The 18,321-nt window shown below is 58.6% G+C and carries 13 protein-coding genes and 1 tRNA gene; 6 read left to right on the forward strand and 8 right to left on the reverse strand.

The window, feature by feature from the left end:
- Positions 1–2: 2 nt before the first annotated feature.
- Positions 3–1,379, reverse strand: a complete 1,377-nt coding sequence (locus HMPREF2999_RS09090; protein WP_070674946.1) for a 6-pyruvoyl tetrahydrobiopterin synthase — start codon at positions 1,377–1,379, stop codon at positions 3–5.
- A gap of 252 nt (positions 1,380–1,631) precedes the next feature.
- Positions 1,632–2,579 (reverse strand): sugar-binding transcriptional regulator, encoded by a 948-nt coding sequence (locus HMPREF2999_RS09095; RefSeq protein ID WP_044150602.1) that lies wholly within the window; start codon positions 2,577–2,579, stop codon positions 1,632–1,634.
- 121 nt (positions 2,580–2,700) lie between these two features.
- Here HMPREF2999_RS09095 and HMPREF2999_RS09100 point away from each other — a divergent pair, with 121 nt between their 5' ends.
- From HMPREF2999_RS09100 to HMPREF2999_RS09115, 4 genes are all read left to right on the forward strand, one after another.
- Positions 2,701–4,446 carry a glycerol-3-phosphate dehydrogenase/oxidase gene (locus HMPREF2999_RS09100; RefSeq protein ID WP_070674943.1) on the forward strand — a complete coding sequence of 582 codons (1,746 nt, stop codon included), beginning with the start codon at positions 2,701–2,703 and terminating at the stop codon, positions 4,444–4,446.
- A gap of 344 nt (positions 4,447–4,790) precedes the next feature.
- Entirely contained in the window at positions 4,791–5,588 is a 798-nt protein-coding gene (locus tag HMPREF2999_RS09105) for an MIP/aquaporin family protein (protein WP_005507711.1), read from the forward strand.
- A 42-nt stretch (positions 5,589–5,630) separates the two neighbouring features.
- Positions 5,631–7,187, forward strand: coding sequence for a glycerol kinase GlpK (gene glpK / locus HMPREF2999_RS09110; RefSeq protein ID WP_070674940.1), 1,557 nt, complete (start codon positions 5,631–5,633; stop codon positions 7,185–7,187).
- A 667-nt stretch (positions 7,188–7,854) separates the two neighbouring features.
- A complete protein-coding gene (locus HMPREF2999_RS09115) occupies positions 7,855–8,160 on the forward strand; it encodes an N-acyl-D-glutamate deacylase (RefSeq protein ID WP_239663434.1) in 306 nt (101 codons plus the stop codon).
- A 92-nt stretch (positions 8,161–8,252) separates the two neighbouring features.
- On the opposite strand, the gene HMPREF2999_RS09120 is transcribed toward HMPREF2999_RS09115, so the two are convergent.
- Positions 8,253–8,891: a hypothetical protein gene (locus HMPREF2999_RS09120; protein WP_141757063.1), complete on the reverse strand. Its 639-nt coding sequence runs from the start codon at positions 8,889–8,891 to the stop codon at positions 8,253–8,255.
- Between the two features lie 311 nt (positions 8,892–9,202).
- On the opposite strand from HMPREF2999_RS09120, the gene HMPREF2999_RS09125 reads away from it, so the two are divergent.
- Both HMPREF2999_RS09125 and HMPREF2999_RS09130 read left to right on the forward strand, forming a co-directional pair.
- On the forward strand, positions 9,203–9,814 hold the full coding sequence (locus HMPREF2999_RS09125) for a methylated-DNA--[protein]-cysteine S-methyltransferase (protein WP_070674934.1): 612 nt from the start codon (positions 9,203–9,205) through the stop codon (positions 9,812–9,814).
- 215 nt (positions 9,815–10,029) lie between these two features.
- Complete coding sequence (locus HMPREF2999_RS09130; RefSeq protein ID WP_070674931.1) at positions 10,030–10,818, forward strand: DNA-3-methyladenine glycosylase I; 789 nt, start codon at positions 10,030–10,032, stop codon at positions 10,816–10,818.
- A gap of 135 nt (positions 10,819–10,953) precedes the next feature.
- Here the strand turns inward: HMPREF2999_RS09130 and HMPREF2999_RS09135 are convergent, their stop codons facing one another.
- From HMPREF2999_RS09135 to HMPREF2999_RS09155, 5 genes are all read right to left on the reverse strand, one after another.
- Positions 10,954–11,343 (reverse strand): DUF1304 domain-containing protein, encoded by a 390-nt coding sequence (locus HMPREF2999_RS09135; RefSeq protein WP_005506606.1) that lies wholly within the window; start codon positions 11,341–11,343, stop codon positions 10,954–10,956.
- A gap of 277 nt (positions 11,344–11,620) precedes the next feature.
- Positions 11,621–13,243 (reverse strand): L-lactate permease, encoded by a 1,623-nt coding sequence (locus HMPREF2999_RS09140; RefSeq protein WP_070674928.1) that lies wholly within the window; start codon positions 13,241–13,243, stop codon positions 11,621–11,623.
- A gap of 576 nt (positions 13,244–13,819) precedes the next feature.
- Positions 13,820–15,442 (reverse strand): L-lactate permease, encoded by a 1,623-nt coding sequence (locus HMPREF2999_RS09145; RefSeq protein WP_070674925.1) that lies wholly within the window; start codon positions 15,440–15,442, stop codon positions 13,820–13,822.
- Positions 15,443–15,949: 507 nt separating this feature from the next.
- Positions 15,950–17,587 carry an L-lactate permease gene (locus HMPREF2999_RS09150; protein WP_005507703.1) on the reverse strand — a complete coding sequence of 546 codons (1,638 nt, stop codon included), beginning with the start codon at positions 17,585–17,587 and terminating at the stop codon, positions 15,950–15,952.
- 580 nt (positions 17,588–18,167) lie between these two features.
- Positions 18,168–18,241 (reverse strand) — tRNA-Pro (locus HMPREF2999_RS09155).
- Positions 18,242–18,321 lie beyond the last annotated feature (80 nt).

Consider the following 18,321-nt stretch of genomic DNA (forward strand, 5'->3'; position numbering starts at 1 on the left):
CTCTAAGCCTTCGCGATACGGTACACGCCGCTAATCGTGCCCTGCCACCAGGTGCCGTAACGGTCAATCGTGCCCACCATCTGCAGGGTGTCACCACCGCCAAGCAGCAGGCTCACATGCTGGGGCAGGCGCTGCTCGTGCATCGTCTTACCGGTTTCCATATCAATCGCGACAGCCCACGCGTAGGCACCATTCGCCAAACCAGCAGGACCACGGCGACGCTCACACGTGTAAATCAGACCGTCAGCGGTGGAATAGCGAGGAACAGCCGAAGAGTACACGTCCTTACGGTCCCAGATCTTACGCAGACCGCGGTCGGTAATATCCCAACGCTCCATACCCGGGGCAAAAAGCGCGCTCGCAGGAACCGACGGGCCGGCACCCTCCGGGTACTTCGGGTAGGGGTAGCCGTAGGTGCTTGCACCGACCATCGTGTTACCCACACCGATCATAGAGTTCTCAGTGCCAGAGGTACCGGCAGTAAACAGGCCGGCGCTACCGACCTTCGCACCGTTATCGGTGCGGTACACAATGACCGACTCCTGAATATCAGAGTTATCGGTCAGCATCACGTAATCCGAACCGTGCGGACCGAAGAACGTCGGGGAGGCACCCGAACCCCACGCGAGCTTACCCGGCTTGCGGGCGCTACCGCGGTCGTAGGCATGCCACCACTTGAGGATGGGCGCGCCGGTTGCGGTTGCGTTCAGCATATAAATAGCGTGGGAAGTCACCACGCTCACACCCTGCGGGCACGCCGAAATCGAGTTATCGATACGCTCACCCGCAATCGACGCCTTATTCAGGCGCATCGAGCGAATCGTGCCGCGGGCAGAATCAATGACCGCAATGTAGCCGTTCTTCGTCGCAGCCCAAATGCGACCGGACCAGTCGGGTACCAGACCAACCACGGCGTCATTGGGGCTCTGGGCGAGCATGCGGCTTAGGTCAATGCGTTCATCAACTCGGATGCTGCGTCCGTCAGCAGAGTGGGAGAGGCGCAGCAGGCACTGAGATCCATCCACCAGAACCATGCGGTCCTGCGCGTCAAGGTAGGCGTACACGCCACCGAGCAGTGCGCCCTTCGGGATGTCCAGGTGCGAGAGCTCGCGGCCGGTATGCGGGTCAAGGATGGACAGCTTCGGGGTAATGAACTCGCCGTGGGCGAAGACCTGGGTGCAGAGCACCTGAATGAAGCCGTCGCGTCCGGCAAGAATCGTCGGGCAGGCGCCGCCAAGCTTCGTGCCGGTAATCTTCCAGTCGCCAGCGCCGGGGCCGGCAAGAGGAGTAGCGTCAGAGGACTGGGCATCACCGTGCATCGTGGTAATGCCGGGTGCGCCCAGGTGCGGATTCGCCTGGGCGTTATAGGTGGGGGTCATGGTTGGTTCTTTCTAACGGTGAGTGGCGCACACCTTCAATGGAGTGCACTAATATGCACTTTCACATGCGCAAACGTTTCACATTGTAGGGTCAGAAAGCAGTTTTTGACGACACTAAAGGGCACCTTGAAACATTGTTCAGGCGGCGCTTGAGAGCTTCACCAGGAAAACTCTCAGCACTACCCTTTCAGATTCAAGGTGCCCCTTTACCCCATCACCACAGACTCCCATACCCGCGGCGATTATTTTTAGCTATTTCTCCATGAGCGCCTTTGCCAGGGCATCATCAAGAACCAAGTCAGTAATCGCACCCGTACGCAACGCGCCGCGCAAAGCACGCACACGGTGAGTACCGGACGCAACGCAAATACGGCGCGGGATACGAGCCAGCTCCTTCGGAGTCGGACCGGACGCACGCTTATTCAACTCAAGATCAGCCCACGAGCCGTCCTCACGCAGAAGAATCGTGCACATATCCCCCACAACGCCCAGCTCACGCAACTGACGCTGCTCCTGCACCTCAAAATAGCCACCCGAGTACACGTGAGAAGGAATAGGTCCACCAAAAGCACCCACACCAAAAATAGCGAGGTCAACGTTCTGTTGGGCATGCAGATTCTTCTGCACGCTACGCTCACGCCACATGGCAGTCTTCGTGTCCGCATAGTCAAAGAACGCGGGAACCGGAAAATGGATAGTCTGCGCATCATAGGCATTCACCAACTGCCCCAGCAAGGAACCCAGGTACGGAATACCCGAATGGTGCGCATTACCGGCACCGTTCAGCTGAACCACAGTCACGCCCTTCAGAGGACGACGCGGCAGGTGGCGAGAAATCTCAGTCATGGTCGAACCCCACGCCACGCCCAGGCTCGTTCCATTGTCAATCAGGGAATCAAGTAGCGCCGCTGCGGTGCGGGATACCTGGCTCATGCGAGCAATGGGGGTAGCGTCCGAACGGACATTCACGAGAGTAACGCGCACCTTATAGCGCTCGCCGATGCGGCGCTCCAGCTCACTGCGGGCACGGAAGGAATCATCCAGACGGATCTGCACCATGCCGCTCTCACGAGCACTTTTAAGCAGACGCGACACAGTGGCGCGAGAAACCCCCAGACGAGCCGCGATAGCGTCCATCGTCATGTTGTGGATGTAGTACAGCTGCGCCGCCTCGTAAGTGTGGTTAGCGCGTTCGTTCATCGACCCCAGACCCCCAGTGAAAATCCGTTCAAGCTACTTGGTTATTATTTCACCATTGGGTTTTACTATTTGCAAGATGAAACCCCACGCCGCGCACGCGGCACGAGAAGAAAGAGCATACATGAGCTCCCAGCACATTGCACAGCAGTCCCAGCTGACCGCTGAGTCCCGCGCCAAGGCACTCAAGAGCATGGTCAATGAAGAACTCGACATCCTGGTTGTGGGCGGCGGCATTACCGGTGCAGGCATTGCCCTCGACGCAGCAACCCGCGGTCTGCGCACCGGTATCGTCGAAGCAGGTGACTGGGCTGCAGGCACCAGTGCATGGTCCTCCAAGCTCGTTCACGGTGGCCTGCGCTACCTCTACAACCTCGACTTCAAGCTCGTGACCGAAGCTCTCACCGAGCGCGGCCTGTTGCTGAACAAGATTGCACCCCACCTCGTGCACGCACAGCCCTTCCTGTGGCCTCTGAAGATGCCCGTCATCGAGCGCGCATACTCCGCAATCGGCATCGGCATGTACGACACCCTGGCATTCCTCGGCTCCCGCGGCAACAAGGGCGTCCCCTCCCAGCGCCACTTCACCAAGGCCGGCACCAAGACCGTCTTCCCCGACATCAAGGACTCCGCATTCAGCGGCGCAATCCAGTTCTACGACGCACGCGTTGACGACGCACGCCTCGTCATCGACGTCGTCCGCACCGCTGCAAGCTACGGCACACTGGCTGCATCCCGCACCCAGGTTGTCGGCTTCACCAAGGACGCATCCGGCCGCGTCATCGGCGCAGAGCTGGCAGACCTGGAGACCGGCGAGCGCCTGAACGTACGCGCAAAGCACGTCATCAACGCAACCGGCGTGTGGACCGAAGAGTCCGAGTCCCTGGCTAACCCCGATGCAGGCCTGGAGGTTCTCGCATCCAAGGGCATCCACATCGTGGTTCCCCGCGACCGCATCAACGCAACCAGCGGTATCTTCACCAAGACCGAGAAGTCCGTTCTCTTCATCATCCCCTGGCAGCGTTACTGGATCATCGGCACCACCGACACCCCCTACACCGAGGACCGCGAGCGCCCCGTCGCAACCAGCAAGGACATCGACTACGTCCTGATGCAGGCGAACAAGCTGATCGCTAACCCGCTGACCCGCGAAGACATCATCGGCACCTACACCGGCCTGCGCCCGCTGCTGCAGCCCAAGGTCAAGGACGGCGCAGCATCCACCAAGGTTTCCCGCGAGCACACCGTGACCGAGGTTGCACCCGGCATGAGCGCAATCGCAGGCGGCAAGCTCACCACCTACCGTGTCATGGCTGCCGACGCTGTCGACTTCGCGCTGGGCGAGCAGGCTAAGCAGAACCCCTCCGTGACCGCAACCATCGGCCTGGTCGGCGCAGACGGCTACCACGCAATCGCCGCTAACCGTGCACGCTACGCCGAGCGTTACGGCTGGGACGAGGCCCGTATCACCCACCTACTCGAGCGTTACGGCGCACAGATTGAGGACCTTGGCGCCCTCATCGATGCAGATTCCTCCCTCGGCGCTCCCCTGGCTAAGGCACCCCAGTTCCTGCGTGCAGACGTCGTCTTCGCTATCCGCTACGAAGGTGCCCTGCACCTGGAGGACGTTCTGGTCCGCCGCGTACGCCTCGACCTCGAGCAGCGCGACCGCGGCCTGGCAGCAGCAGACGAAATCCTCGACATCCTGCGTGCCGAGCTCGGCTGGGACGACAAGAAGGTCAAGGAAGAACTCGACCTCTACGCCGCACGCGTTGCAGCAATGCGCGAGGCAGAGTCCACCTCCACCGATGCTGAGGCATCGGCAAAGATTGAGGCTGTCACCCCCGTGGCACCCCGTGTGAAGCTCTAATCCGCAGAGATTCCACGCACCTTTCGTGACCGGTTATCCGGTACGAACCGACCGTTCACCCCTCACCGAGCATGGGTTATCTCATATTTTCGGTGAGGGGTGGACGAGAGGTTAAATAACCGTTTACGATAATCCCCTGCATAAGAAGCAGCGAGCTAAATACAGGGTTAACCCACTGGTACAATCTGCTTCTCATCCAAAAACATCTATCAATTTTTCGTAGCAATCCGCTACACATTTCAGCACAGCGTTGTGCCCCGATCCGCCCGTGCGGTGAGGACGCACGGGAATACGCAAGCAAAGGTTCGCTTGCCTTCCAGACGCTTCGTCTTCAAGGAGCATCAATGTCTCTTCTTGCTTCCGCAGGAACTGTACTTGCAGCCGGCTCATCCGCTCTCGTGGATGCATCCGGTGCCCCCACCACTCTTGGTTTTGTACTTTCCGAGTTCTTCGGTACCTTCATCCTGATTCTGCTCGGTGCCGGCGTATGCGCCGCAGTGACCCTGAAGAAGTCCTACGCTAAGGACGCAGGCTGGGTTGTTATCACCTTCGGTTGGGGTCTGGCAGTGTTCACCGCCGTATACCTCTCCTTCCACTCCGGTGCACATCTGAGCCCCGCTGTGACCGTTGGCCTGGCAACTGCAGGCCGCGACCTGGCAACGGGCGTTCCCGCAACCCCGCTGAACATCACCCTGTACATCGTCGCTCAGATGCTCGGCGCAATGGCTGGTGCAACCGCAGCCTACCTGACTTACAAGAAGCACTTCGATGAGGACCCGGGGGACCGCCTCGGCATCTTCGCAACCGGCCCCGCTATCAAGTCCTACGGCTGGAACTTGCTCACCGAGATTATCGGTACCTTCGTCCTGATTGGCTGGATTATCGCATCCGGTAAGACCCCCGCCCAGATTGGCCCCTTGGCTGTTGCCCTGGTCGTTGTTTCTATCGGTATGAGCCTCGGTGGCGCAACCGGTTACGCTATCAACCCCGCCCGTGACCTCGGCCCCCGTATCGCCTACACCTTCTTGCCTATCCCCGGTAAGACCGGCTCCAACTGGTCTTACGCATGGGTTCCGGTTGTTGGCCCGATCATCGGCGCTATCCTCGCTGGCCTGATCGTTCCGGCAGTTCTGCCCCTCTAAACCTCTCTAATACCCCCGTTCTTTTGTTCTAAGGAAAAATCAATGACGACTTCTCTGCACTCCGCAACCCTCAACGTCGAACGCAAGTACATCCTCTCCATCGACCAGGGCACCACCAGCTCCCGCGCAATCCTGTTCAACAAGGCGGGCGAGAACGTGGCTCAGGGCCAGCTCGAGCACGAGCAGATCTTCCCCAAGGCCGGCTGGGTCGAGCACAACGCAACCGAGATTTGGCAGAACGTCCGTAAAGTCGTAGCAATGGCTATGGCAAACGGCGAAGTCAACCACCACGAAATCGCTGCAGTCGGCATCACCAACCAGCGCGAAACCACCGTCGTGTGGGACAAGAACACCGGTGAGCCCGTCTACAACGCAATCGTCTGGCAGGACACCCGCACCCAGGAAATCGTTGAAGAGCTCGCAGGCGAAGAGGGTGTTGGCAAGTACCACGACATCGTCGGCCTGAACCTCTCCACCTACTTCTCCGGCCCCAAGATCAAGTGGATCCTGGACAACGTTGAAGGCGCACGCGAGCGCGCAGAGCGCGGCGACCTGCTCTTCGGCAACACCGACACCTGGCTGGTCTGGAACCTGACCGGTGGTGTTGACGGCGGTGTTCACGTCACCGACGTAACCAACGCATCCCGCACCCTGCTGATGAACATCCGCACCCTCGAATGGGATCCGCAGATCGCTGCAGACATGGGTATCCCCATGAGCATGCTGCCCGAAATCAAGTCCTCCTCCGAGGTGTACGGCTTCGGCCGCGCAACCGGTCTGCTCGCAGGTACCCCCATCGCGGGCATCCTGGGCGACCAGCAGGCCGCAACCTTCGGTCAGGCTTGCTTCGAGAAGGGCATGGCGAAGAACACCTACGGTACCGGTAACTTCATGCTCATGAACACCGGCAACGAGCCCGTCTTCTCCAACAACGGTCTGCTGACCACCGTCGCCTACAAGATTGGCGACGCGGCTCCCGTCTACGCTCTGGAAGGCTCGGTCGCAATGAGCGGCTCCCTGATCCAGTGGCTGCGCGACAACCTGCGCATGATTGAGCACGCTGCTGAGTCTGAGGAACTGGCTACCTCCGTCCAGGACTCCGGTGGCTGCTACGTTGTTCCCGCATTCTCCGGTCTGTTCGCACCTCACTGGCGTTCCGACGCTCGTGGCGTCATCGTTGGTCTGACCCGCTACGTGAACCGCGCTCACATCGTGCGTGCGGCGCTGGAAGCAACCGCATTCCAGACCCGCGAGGTTCTGGACGCAATGAACGCTGACTCCGGTGTTGAGCTCTCCGAGCTGCGCGTGGACGGCGGCATGACCGCTAACGAGTTCCTCATGCAGTTCCAGGCTGACATCCTCGGCGTTCCCGTGATCCGCCCGAAGGTTGTTGAGACCACCGCTCTGGGCGCAGCATACGCTGCAGGTATCGCTGTTGGTTTCTGGACCGGCGAGCAGGACGTTGTGGACAACTGGGCTGAGGACAAGCGCTGGCTGCCCTCCATGGAGCCCGCAGAGGTTGACCGCCAGTACCGCCTGTGGAAGAAGGCTGTCTCCCGCACCCTCGAGTGGGTTGACGAGGACGTTCCGACCGCCTAATCGCAGCACCCGTTGCCTAACGGCACGGCCCGCGTACTAGCGACGCCCCGGCTGCTTCTCCCCCGCTATGGGGTTGAAGCAGCGGGGGCTTTTCGCTGTTTTATGACGCTCAGTTCAGCGTTTATTGCGGCGTAATTTCTACAAAAATTAGTGCTGGGGTACCGTTGGTTTTTGTAAATTTGGTATCTTCCGCCGGTCACCTGGCGCGGTGTTGTTCGTGAGGTGTCAATACCGCACAGGACGCGTACGCGACATATTCATGCGCTGTCCTGATAGGAGTCGACGGTTCGCGCTGATACTTTATTTACGCTCCCGTCCGCCGTGGTGCTTCATGTACCGCGGCGGACGGACTTTTATCTCTTGTTACTGGGTTCTCTGCATTAACGATGAGTGGGGTTCGCTTTTCATATTGCAGATCTCGCTGTAAAAATCACTGGTTTTACGCCCCTTGTTGAGATACCCGTTCACTTGTTGTGTGGGGTTGGTCTAACAGCGTTTGTTTGCCTTTGATGTCCACTTCAAGCGCCGTATCATAGGTATATAGGCTTCTTGATTCTATTCTGGTCGCCGAAGATGGCGGTTGGTTACGTATCTGGCACCTTCCGGTGCTCATGAGAACGGAGAGAGGCTCCGTTGGAAGGAGGGAGCGGGTTTCCCCGCACCGATTATGGTTGATGTCCGTCGCCGTAAGCTTGCAATTATTGCTATGAACGTTTCGGTTCTTGCAGCTGCTCTCTCCTGGTTGTTGGTGCTCTTCTCTGCCCTGTACTCTGCCACCGCTGTGCCGTGGGCTCTGGGTGTTGCTATCGTGCTGACTGTGATTGGTGCCTACGCGCTGTACCGCTACTACTCCAAGTACTCGCATGTGCTCCCGAACGAGGACCCGGATGCGCACGATGTGCTTGGCCACGACCTGCACTCGACTCACCTGCCGCATCTGCACCACACGGAGCGTACTTCTGATGGAGCGTAATTCTGACATGGCAGCCGCTAAGTAGCGAGCTCTTCATCCCCTAGACAGCGAATGTGCCGCCTCACCAATACCGGTGAGGCGGCACATTTACTTTAAGATTGCGGTTCAGAGTCCGGTACTGCAACCATGTCTGAACGGTTTGAGTCAGTACTTTGACGCGTTTCAGCTTCGGCTCTGGCTAGTTCTAGTCTTTTGTTCTTTTCGACGATTAGAGCGTTATATTTCCAGCCGGGGATTCGTTCAACAAGCCACCCAACCCAGAGGAGCGCAGCGGTAATGAGAGCGACAGGAATCAGGTAAATGAGGGCTCTCGGGTCCCGGGTGTGGTCTGAGCCAAGCACGGTGAGTTCCCATAGCAGAAGGACTGGTGCCGCCATGGAAGGCATCACTATAAAAAGGATGAGGGCATAGTAAATGCCCATCTTGCTACCGGGTTTACCTCTATTTATACGAGCCTGGGTAACGGCTCTCTCCAGGCGTTTGTATTCCTCTAAGGTTTCGCCGTCTAGAAGCGAATCGTTAGGGATCTTGGCCATGACGTACCGTACGGCTTCTAAATCTGAGGGCGAGCAAATAAAGATATGTCCCTGGGACGTAACGGTATATTCTTTCGCGATGTCGAGGCACGCCTGCGCGTAACGGTTATTAAGCTCTCGGCTCTCCGGGTTTTCTTTGAGTTGCCGGCGGATGTCTTTCAGATCTTCCATGTTTCTCCTTGCAATTTCAGTCATCGTTGAACCCATCGTTGGGGTACGAGAAACACAGGCCATCCCCTACCCGCTGCGGGGTGGAGAAGCCGGAGTATTGAATTGCGGTGTATCGGTGTGTACTTCACAGAATGCCAGCTCTTCAGGTTCAGGCAAAATTGACGGGGCATCCTGAAATGTTTAACGGCGGTGCATACATCTCATACATAACGGTCAGTTATAGACAAAACCCGCTACGGGTACGGTACGGAGGCGCCCCTCCCCTATGATGGTTGAAAGGGGTATTTACCCTTGCACCATCTGCAGTACACACCCACGAGCCTACGAGGAAGAGCATGACCAAAGCGACCGATTCGCCGCAGCCGCCGGAAGCGCTCGCGCGCTGGTACACGCGCTACGCAAGCCCCGTGGGCACTCTCTACATCGCCGCCCGTGCGGATGCGGTTGTCGGCATCTGGTACGAGGATCAGGCGCATTTTCCGCTCCCTCATGAGCTTGGTGGACTGATTGAGAATCCTGACGCCTACCTGCGGGATCACAGCGCTACTGAAGGTGAAGAGCCAGCCGGTGAGTACGCTGCGGCACAGCTGCTGTCGCGTGCTGAGGTGGAGCTCTCCGAGTATTTTGAGCGCAAGCGCACTTCTTTTACGTTGCCGCTAGATCCTGAGGGCACCGATTTTCAGCTGATTGTGTGGGAGCACCTGAAGACTGTTCCTGCCGGGTACACCACCACTTACGGTGAGATTTCGCGTGCGGTTGGCCCCGGTGCTCCGGCGCAGGCTGTGGGTCAGGCGGTCGGCCGCAATAAGGTTTCTATTATGATTCCGTGTCACCGCGTTATTGGTGCTGATGGTAGTTTGACTGGCTACGCTGGCGGTGTTGAGCGTAAGCAGTTCCTTCTCGATCTGGAGGAGCCGGAAGAGGTGCGGGAGGCGCGGCTCTTCTAGCTAGGTCACCCGGCGGTGATTGAGACTTATCAGAGGGCGGAGCGTGCATCGGATGCGGGCTCCGCCCTCTGTCGTACCTGTTTTCGGTTTCGTTGCTCTGCACCACGACACATAATCGAATATACTTGCGATTTTCTCATGCTAGGGCTACTGTTTAAGTAGAACATGCTTCCGAAATACTCGGATGAGCGCAGCAATCTCAGAGAGGAGAAACCGTGACCTCGCAACCTACTATTCCCGCCAACCCCCTCGAAAACACCCCGAGCTACCCCATGTGGGTGACCGATAAGCTTCTGCGCGACTACTACGACACCGAATGGGGTATGCCCGTCACCGATGAGCGGGGGCTCTTCGAAGCACTGAGTCTCGAGGCTTTTCAGGTGGGCCTCTCCTGGCGCACGATTCTTGCCCGCCGTGAGGCATTTCGTCGCGCTTTCGAGGGGTTCGATCCCGAACGCGTGGCTGCGTTCACCGACCAGGATGTTGCGCGGCTCCTCCAGGACGAAGAGATTATCCGTAACGAGCGGAAGATTCGCGCGGTCATCTCCAATGCACGACTGACCCTTCGGATGCGTGAGCTTGCCGCCACGCAGCGTGACGCATCCGCCGAGGATATTCATCTTCCCCTCATTGCTCCGGCGTCCGCCTCAGCTAAGGCAGACAGTGCCGAGGCGGTAGCCACCCGCCGCCGCCGAGTTCGTACGCTCAGCGATGAAGATCTGGACCGGATGCGCGAGCGCACCCTATCCGACGGCACGCGTGTACCGGGCGGGCTACCGGCGTGGCTGTGGTCCTTCGCGCCGCACGAGACTATCGCGCCGCATACCCTGGAGGATATTCCTACCGATACACCCGAGTCCGCGCTTCTTGCCAAATCTTTTAAAGCTCTAGGAGGTGTGTTCTTGGGTCCGGTGACTGCCTATGCGCTCATGTGCGCGGTCGGCATGGTGGATGCGCACCTGGTGGACTCGCATCGGCGCGGCTGTTCGGGGCTCTTTACCTAAGCCCCTCGCCCTAAGCTCCCCACGCTCGGCGTGCTCGCGTCTAAGGGCGCAGAAAAGCCGCGCGCCACTTCGTAGAAGTAAGCACGCGGCTTCTATACGTTGAGAGGTTCCGCTCTGAATTAGATCGTCACAGGGTTAGATCATCACGAAGAGGAAAATCAGCGCCAGCAGCGGCGGGGTCAGCTGAATCAGTGCCGGCTTGCGCTTATCCGGGGAGGTGAGGAACAGGTAGACACCGGCAATCGCCATGGAGCCCAGGCCTGCGAACATGAGTGCCACACCTACCTGCGGGGAGCCGAACCAGAAAGCGAGCAGACCGGTTGCGGCGATCCAGGCGAGCATCAGGTTGTACAGGCCCTGGTTTGCTGCCATCTCCTTGGTAGACTCGGCGAATTCTTCGGTCATTCCGAAGGTTTCGCGGCCCTTGGGCTTAGTCCAGAGGAAGGATTCAATAATCCAGATGTACACGTGAATAGCGATTGCTACGAAGGCAAAAACGGTGGTGACCGTTGCGAGTGCCTGCATTGTTTCTCCTTGAGTAGTAGGTCATCTGTTAGCCGTGTGTCTCACGCAGCGGGCGAGCGAGTAACGCACAGATAACAGCCGGGCAGCCTCTCCTGTGCACGTCTCCGGTGTGTGGGCACAAACACTAATTCTACTCCTGCCGGGCGGATTATCCGCATCGTATGACGTTGGGTACCTCAGATACGGCGAACACTCGCCACGACGTTACGTCACAACGAGCGTTCAGCCCATCTCTCCGGTTCTTCCTCGAAGACAGGAAAAGTCGCTTGGGAAAAGCCTAGTGCACGATGAGCGTGAGCACGTACGTCCAAATGCACAGCAGTACCAGCAGGAAGAGACTGTACTTGATGGTTATGGAGGTAACCTTCGACTCCTGACCCGCCTCGTTCACGGCGGCAACCGCCACCGCAATCGACTGCGGGGACACAATCTTACCCATCACACCACCGGAGGTATTGGCTGCCACGAGCAGACCAGGGTCGACGCCAATCTGATGCGCGGTGCTTGCCTGCAGACCGGCGAAGAGCACGTTGTTATTGGTCACCGAACCGGTCACGAACACGCCAACCCAGCCGATTATGGGCGAGAAGAGCGGGAAGAAAGCGCCAGCCGTAGCCACAGCCAGGGCGATAGAGGAGGTCATGCCCGCGTAGTTCATGAGGTTTGCTACGGACATGACCAGGCAAATCATGTAGATGGGCTTCTTCAACTGCTGCCATGCACCGTTAAGCTCCTGCAGAGTCTCACGGACGGTAATTTTCGAGGTGAACGCAGAGAGCAGAGCCGCCACCAGAATGGCGGTACCCGCCGCACCCAGGATGTTCCAGTTGAAGACCGCGTGGATAGCCAGGCCTTCACCGTCGCCAATCTGATGGTGGATACCGGGCACATGGAAGCTCAGGTTTGCAAAGCCCAGGGCTCCGTTATGGTCAAAGACGGGGCGTAGCACGGTGGACCAGAGCAGGATGGTGATGGAAAGGAAGATGAAGGGGCTCCAGGCGCTCGCAACTTCGCGCAGGCTGTACGTCGGTTCGTCCTGCGCGGAGAGCTCTTCCAGAGTCGGTGCGGTGGGCTCGCGATAGACGTGCTTGGGCTGCCAGAAGTGCATCACGACCGCCAGGAACACCAGTCCGACAAGGGGCGGCAAAATGCCGATGAGCTCGGGGTCCTGCAGGACCCACAGCATGATGCTCTGCAAGCCAGAAATCACGATACCGGTTGCGAGCGCTACTAAGCCTACCTCACGAATGCCGCGCAGACCGTCCTGAATAGCGACCACGAGCACGGGTACGAGGGCCGCAAAAATCTGCAGGACCCAAACCATCTGGTTGGATAGGTGCCCCAGGTCTACGTTACCGATAGCGGCACCGGTGGTCACAGGAATACCGACCGCACCGTAGGCGCCCACGGTGGCGTTAGCGACCAGGGAGAGCATAGCGGCTTTGAGCGGGTTGAAACCCAGGGCAACCAGTAGCGCTACAGAAATAGCAATCGGGATGCCGAAGCCCGCCGCGCCCTCAATAAACCCGGCAAAGCAGAGGGCGATGAGTAGCACCTGGATGCGCTGGTCCGCTGAGATTGAGGAGACTGAGGACCTCACGATGGCGAATTTTCCGCTGCGCACCGCGATGCGGTAGAGCCACACTGCCATGAGCACAATCCATGCAATAGGCCATAGCGCTGAGAGGAATCCGTAGAAAATAGAACCTGCGGCTGCTGTCCAGGGCAGGTGGAAGACTCCGAGTGCGATGCACAGGGTCAGGGCTAGGGTGATTAGCGCTGATTTGATGCCGCTGAGTTTGAAAACCGTGAGGCAGAGTAGAAAAAGAATAATGGGGGATGCCGCTACGAGTGCGGAGAGCACCGGGGAGTTGAGGGGATCGTAGGTTTGCGACCACATGAGAGTGGTATGTCCTTCCTCGCCGCAGGGTGTACCTACAGCGGTTTGGATGCCGCTGTAGGGTGCGTCCGCCTGCCCTTATGGGGTAGCACGAGGCGTAGCCTCACGACGCCTCTACCGCTGAGGGTCCCTGAACGTGAAAGGCGTAGCAACATCATGTGTCTGTGTTGTAGCCTTGGCTGAAGGCAGGGGGCGCGGGGAAGGATATTTCCACGATGCGGGGCGTTGGTTCTCTCGTTGGAGGCCTCGAAGCTAAAAGTTCCTTAGCTCGTGCTCTCGCCTACGGCGCCAATGCCCACTGAGAACTGTATCACTGTGGCATGTGGGTCCTTTGCTAGGTACTGGGTGCTTTTACAGTGTGAAACGCTAGTTAAGAGTCATTACGATTTAGTCCTTGTCGGTAGTTATTTTCTCCGGTCATTCCCTTTCTGCTACCCGAGCCAAACCTATACGGCGGCAGGTAAGAATAAAGCCCCCTCCTCGACCGCACGGGTCGAGAAGAGGGCTTTACCTCAGAATCATCAGGGGTTCAGCGTCACGTTGCTATCTGCCCCGGTATGAGCCTCAGGAATGGCTTTAGCCAGCCATGAGCGACAGAGCGAAGGACCAGACGCAGACCAGGCCCAGCAGAATAGCGCTGTACTTGATGGACATGGAGGTAATCTTCGATTCCTCGCCTGCGCTGTTCACAGCCGCCGCCGCGATCGCGATGGACTGCGGGGAGACGATCTTGCCCATCACGCCACCGGCGGTGTTTGCGGCAACAAGCAGGGTCGGGTCAACAGCGATCTGGGCTGCGGTGGTGGACTGCAGGCCCGCGAAGAGCACGTTAGCGTTGGTCACGGAGCCGGTCACGAACACGCCAATCCAACCGATAATCGGGGACAGCAGCGGGAAGACCGGGCCGGCTGCCGCGAGCGCCAGAGCGATGGAGGTGGTCATACCGGCATAGTTCATGACGTTTGCGACGGACATGACCAGGCAGATCATGAGGATCGGCATCTTCAGCTGGTTCCAGGTACCGCCGAGTTCTTCGAAGGCTTCACCCCAGCTGATAGAGGAGGTCAGGATGGTGATGAGTGCCGCCACCAGAATTGCGGTGCCGGATGCGCCCAGGGTGTTCCAGGAGAACATCGCGGTCACGGTCTTGCCGGCACCGGTGGTGATGGCTTCGTGAATGCCGGGGATGGGGAACGCCAGGGTTGCAGCACCCAGCGGGCCGTTGGTTGCGAAAATCGGCTTCAGGGCAGTGGACCAGAGCAGGATGGTTGCGGAGAGGAAGATGAAGGGGCTCCACGCCTTAACAATCTCGCCGCCGGTGTGCTTCACGTTCTGCTGAGCCTGGGCTTCTTCGAGGCTGGGTGCGGTGGGCTCGCGGAAGATGTGCTTGGGCTGCCACTTCTGCATCACGAGCGCCAGTGCTACCAGGGACAGCAACGGCGGGATGATGTCGACCAGTTCGGGAGAGCCGAGCAGCATCAGGATAGCTGCCTGACCGCCGGAGAAGATGACGCCGGTCATGAGCGCAACCAGGCCGACTTCGCGGATGCCGCGCATGCCGTCCTGGATTGCGACCATCAGCAGCGGCACGAAGGCGACGAAGATCTGCAGTACCGGAACCATGCCTGCGGACAGGTGCGCGGTGTCCAGGCCGCCGACCTTAGCTGCGGTGGTCACGGGGATACCGATAGCACCGTAGGCGCCGGATGCGGCGTTGGCTACCAGCGCCAGCATGGATGCTTTGAGGGGGTTGAAACCCAGGGATACCAGCAGTGCCGCGGAGATAGCGATCGGGATGCCGAAGCCTGCCGCGCCTTCGATGAAGCCACCGAAGCAGAAGGCAATCAGTAGCACCTGGATGCGCTGATCGTTCGAGATGGAGGAGACGGAGGAGCGCACGATGTCGAAGTTACCGGCGCGCACGGCGATGCGGTAAAGCCACACCGCCATGAGCACGATCCAGCCGATGGGCCATGCGCCGGAGAGGAAGCCGGAGAGGATGGATCCGGCACCGGCGGTGATGGGCAGGCCGAAGATGGCGCAACCGATGATGAGGGTGGTGCCGAGGGTCAGCAGTGCTGATTTGAGGCCGCTGAGTTTGAAGACGGTCAGGCCCAGCAGGAAGAGGACGATGGGCACTGCGGCAACCAGCGCGGAGAGCACCGGTGCGTTCAGCGGGTCGTATGTTTGCTGCCACATTGGGGCGGGTATTCCTTTCGGTCTGTGTATTAGCGGTCGCTTCTTCCGGTACGGCACCTGTGCTGTATGGAAGCGTTAGGCCGCATAAAAACCGATGGGCCCAATCCTTGCGTCGTGGATGGGTCCATCGGTGAAGCGTGATGGTCTTGAGCTGCCGGGCGTTTGCTTGTATGACGTGGCGATATTCCGAGGCAATATTCCGTGGCCATATACCGTGGCGCGGCGGTGGTGAGCGGGACTCTTTCCCGCTCACTAGGTACTCATGACTTTATCTGTCTAAGCTAACAGGTCTTCCTCGAGACTTCAGGATAGGGTGACCTTAAGTGTGCACAAATGATACTTATGTGCATAATTGCGCTCCTTAGTCGCGAACCTCCTCCCCGGCGCACAAACACAGAAACGCGAAAGCCCCCTCCTACCGAAGTAGAAGGGGGCTTTCGCTCAACCGTGTCGCGGGCACCTTACCCTCAAAGAAGGTAGGTTACACGCGTCGGGGTTTCACGCTGTTTAGGCTACAACCAGGGACAGGACGTAAACCCAAACACAGGTGATAGCCAGCAGGGCCGCGCTGTATTTGATCGCCATGGAGGTAATCTTGGATTCCTCGCCTGCGCTGTTCACAGCAGCAGCTGCAATCGCGATGGACTGCGGGGAGACGATCTTCGCCATCACACCACCGGCGGTGTTAGATGCAACCAGCAGGGTCTGGCTGACGCCAATCTGCTGTGCGGTGGTAGCCTGCAGGCCAGCGAAGAGGATGTTGTTGTTCACCACGGAGCCGGTCACGAACACGCCGATCCAACCGATGATCGGGGACAGCAGCGGGAAGATTGCGCCCACAGCGGCAACAGCCAGTGCGATGGAGGTAATCATACCCGCGTAGTTCATAACGTTAGCAACGGACATAACCAGGCAGATCATGATGATCGGGGTCTGCAGCTGCTTCCAGGTTGCACCGAGTTCCTCGATAGCCTCACCCCAGCTGATGGAGGAGGTCAGGATGGTGATGATTGCAGCGACCAGAATTGCGGTACCGGAAGCACCAATGATGTTCCAGGTGTAGGTCACGTCAATAGCCTTGGGCTTTGCAACAATCGGTGCCACCTGCTGGATGGTCTGGTGCAGCCACGGAACGGGGAAGGTGATGTTGCTGAAGGCAAGCAGACCGCCCTTAGCGAAGAGCGGCTTCATCGCGGTGGACCAGAGCAGAATCACGACGGACAGGTAGACGAAGGGGCTCCATGCCTTGAGAATCTGACCACCGGAGTGCTTGACGCTCTGCTGAGCCTGAACTTCTTCCAGGGAGGGAGCGGTGGGCTCACGGAAGATGTGCTTCGGCTGCCACTTCTGCATGATGAGTGCCAGTGCGACCAGAGCCAGCAGCGGCGGGATGATGTCGACGAGCTCGGGGTTACCGAGGCCTGCGAGCAGGACGGACTGGCCGCCGGAGTAAATCAGACCGACAATCAGTGCTACCAGACCGACTTCGCGGATACCGCGGATGCCGTCCTGAATAGCAACGAGCAGTACGGGGATCAGAGCTGCGATGATCTGGATAACCAGGACCAGCTCGGTGGACAGACCGTGCAGGTCCACGCCACCACGGGTTGCTGCGGTGGTCACGGGGATACCAATTGCACCGTACGCACCGGAGCTCACGTTAGCAATCAGCGCGAACATTGCAGCCTTGAGCGGGTTGAAGCCCAGGGACACGAGCAGTGCAGCACAGATAGCGATCGGAATACCGAAGCCTGCAGCACCTTCAAGGAAGCCGCCGAAGCAGAAGGCAATCAGCAGCATCTGGACGCGCTGGTCGGTAGAGATGGAGGAGATGGAGGAGCGAACGATTTCAAAGCCACCGGAACGCACGGAAATGCGGTAGAGCCACACTGCCATGAGAACGATCCAGCCGATGGGCCACATGCCCGAGAGGAAACCGTAGAGGATGGAGCCTGCACCTGCGGTGACGGGCATGCCGAAGATAGCGCAACCGATAACGAGTGCGAGCGCCAGGGAGATGACGGCAGATTTAATACCGCTGAGCTTCAGGACGGTGAGGCCCAGAAGGAAGAAAATAATCGGGACTGCTGCCACGAGTGCGGAGAGCGCGCTCGAGTTCAGCGGGTCGTAGACTTGCTGCCACATGGTGTATTGCGTTCCTTTCCGCGCCCGGAGGGGCGGGATCGAGTTGTGCCGTAAAGCCTACCCAATGGTGCGCGTGGCGGTGTGTGTGCCGTGTGCATAAGGCCTGGCTCCCTGTCGTCTTGTGCGTTGGGGAGGCTATCCCACCGGGATATTTGCCTTCACTTGGGTTCGTGTTGGTTTTGCGGCTATGAAATTCAGTGTGTATGAAGTCGTGTTTTAGTCACAGAAACCTAAATATTCCTTGATTTGTCAAGGGAAATTCAGTGCCAAAGCTAAAATTTCTGACCGCTAAAACGCGATTCCTTGTGTACCCAATGTACCACCCATCACCCACAAAATCGGGCATATTCCAACATTTAGATCGAAGCTCATAATTGCACACTAACCTAAAGCCCCACCGCTTTACAGGTGCAATGCCGGCCCCTCCCCCGCCATCCCAAGGAAGAGAGCGCCCTTCGGTGCTTCCAGCCGTGTTTTTGGCGCCGACTCCCGTATTTCCCCATCCAAGCAAGCAAAACAAAAACCACTAAACGGCATACAAAAAAGCTCCGGAAGGAAAAACCTTCCGGAGCTTTATCTGTCGGGTTGACAGGATTTGAACCTGCGACCCCTTGACCCCCAGTCAAGTGCGCTACCAAGCTGCGCCACAACCCGATTCGTTATTCACGATATTGTTTTCAAGGTTTCCCCTGAACACTCGAATAACTATACCGGGCTTTTAACCCCCGCGCAAG

This window comes from Rothia sp. HMSC066H02 (genome assembly GCF_001814995.1).
In the GTDB taxonomy this organism is placed as follows: domain Bacteria; phylum Actinomycetota; class Actinomycetes; order Actinomycetales; family Micrococcaceae; genus Rothia; species Rothia mucilaginosa.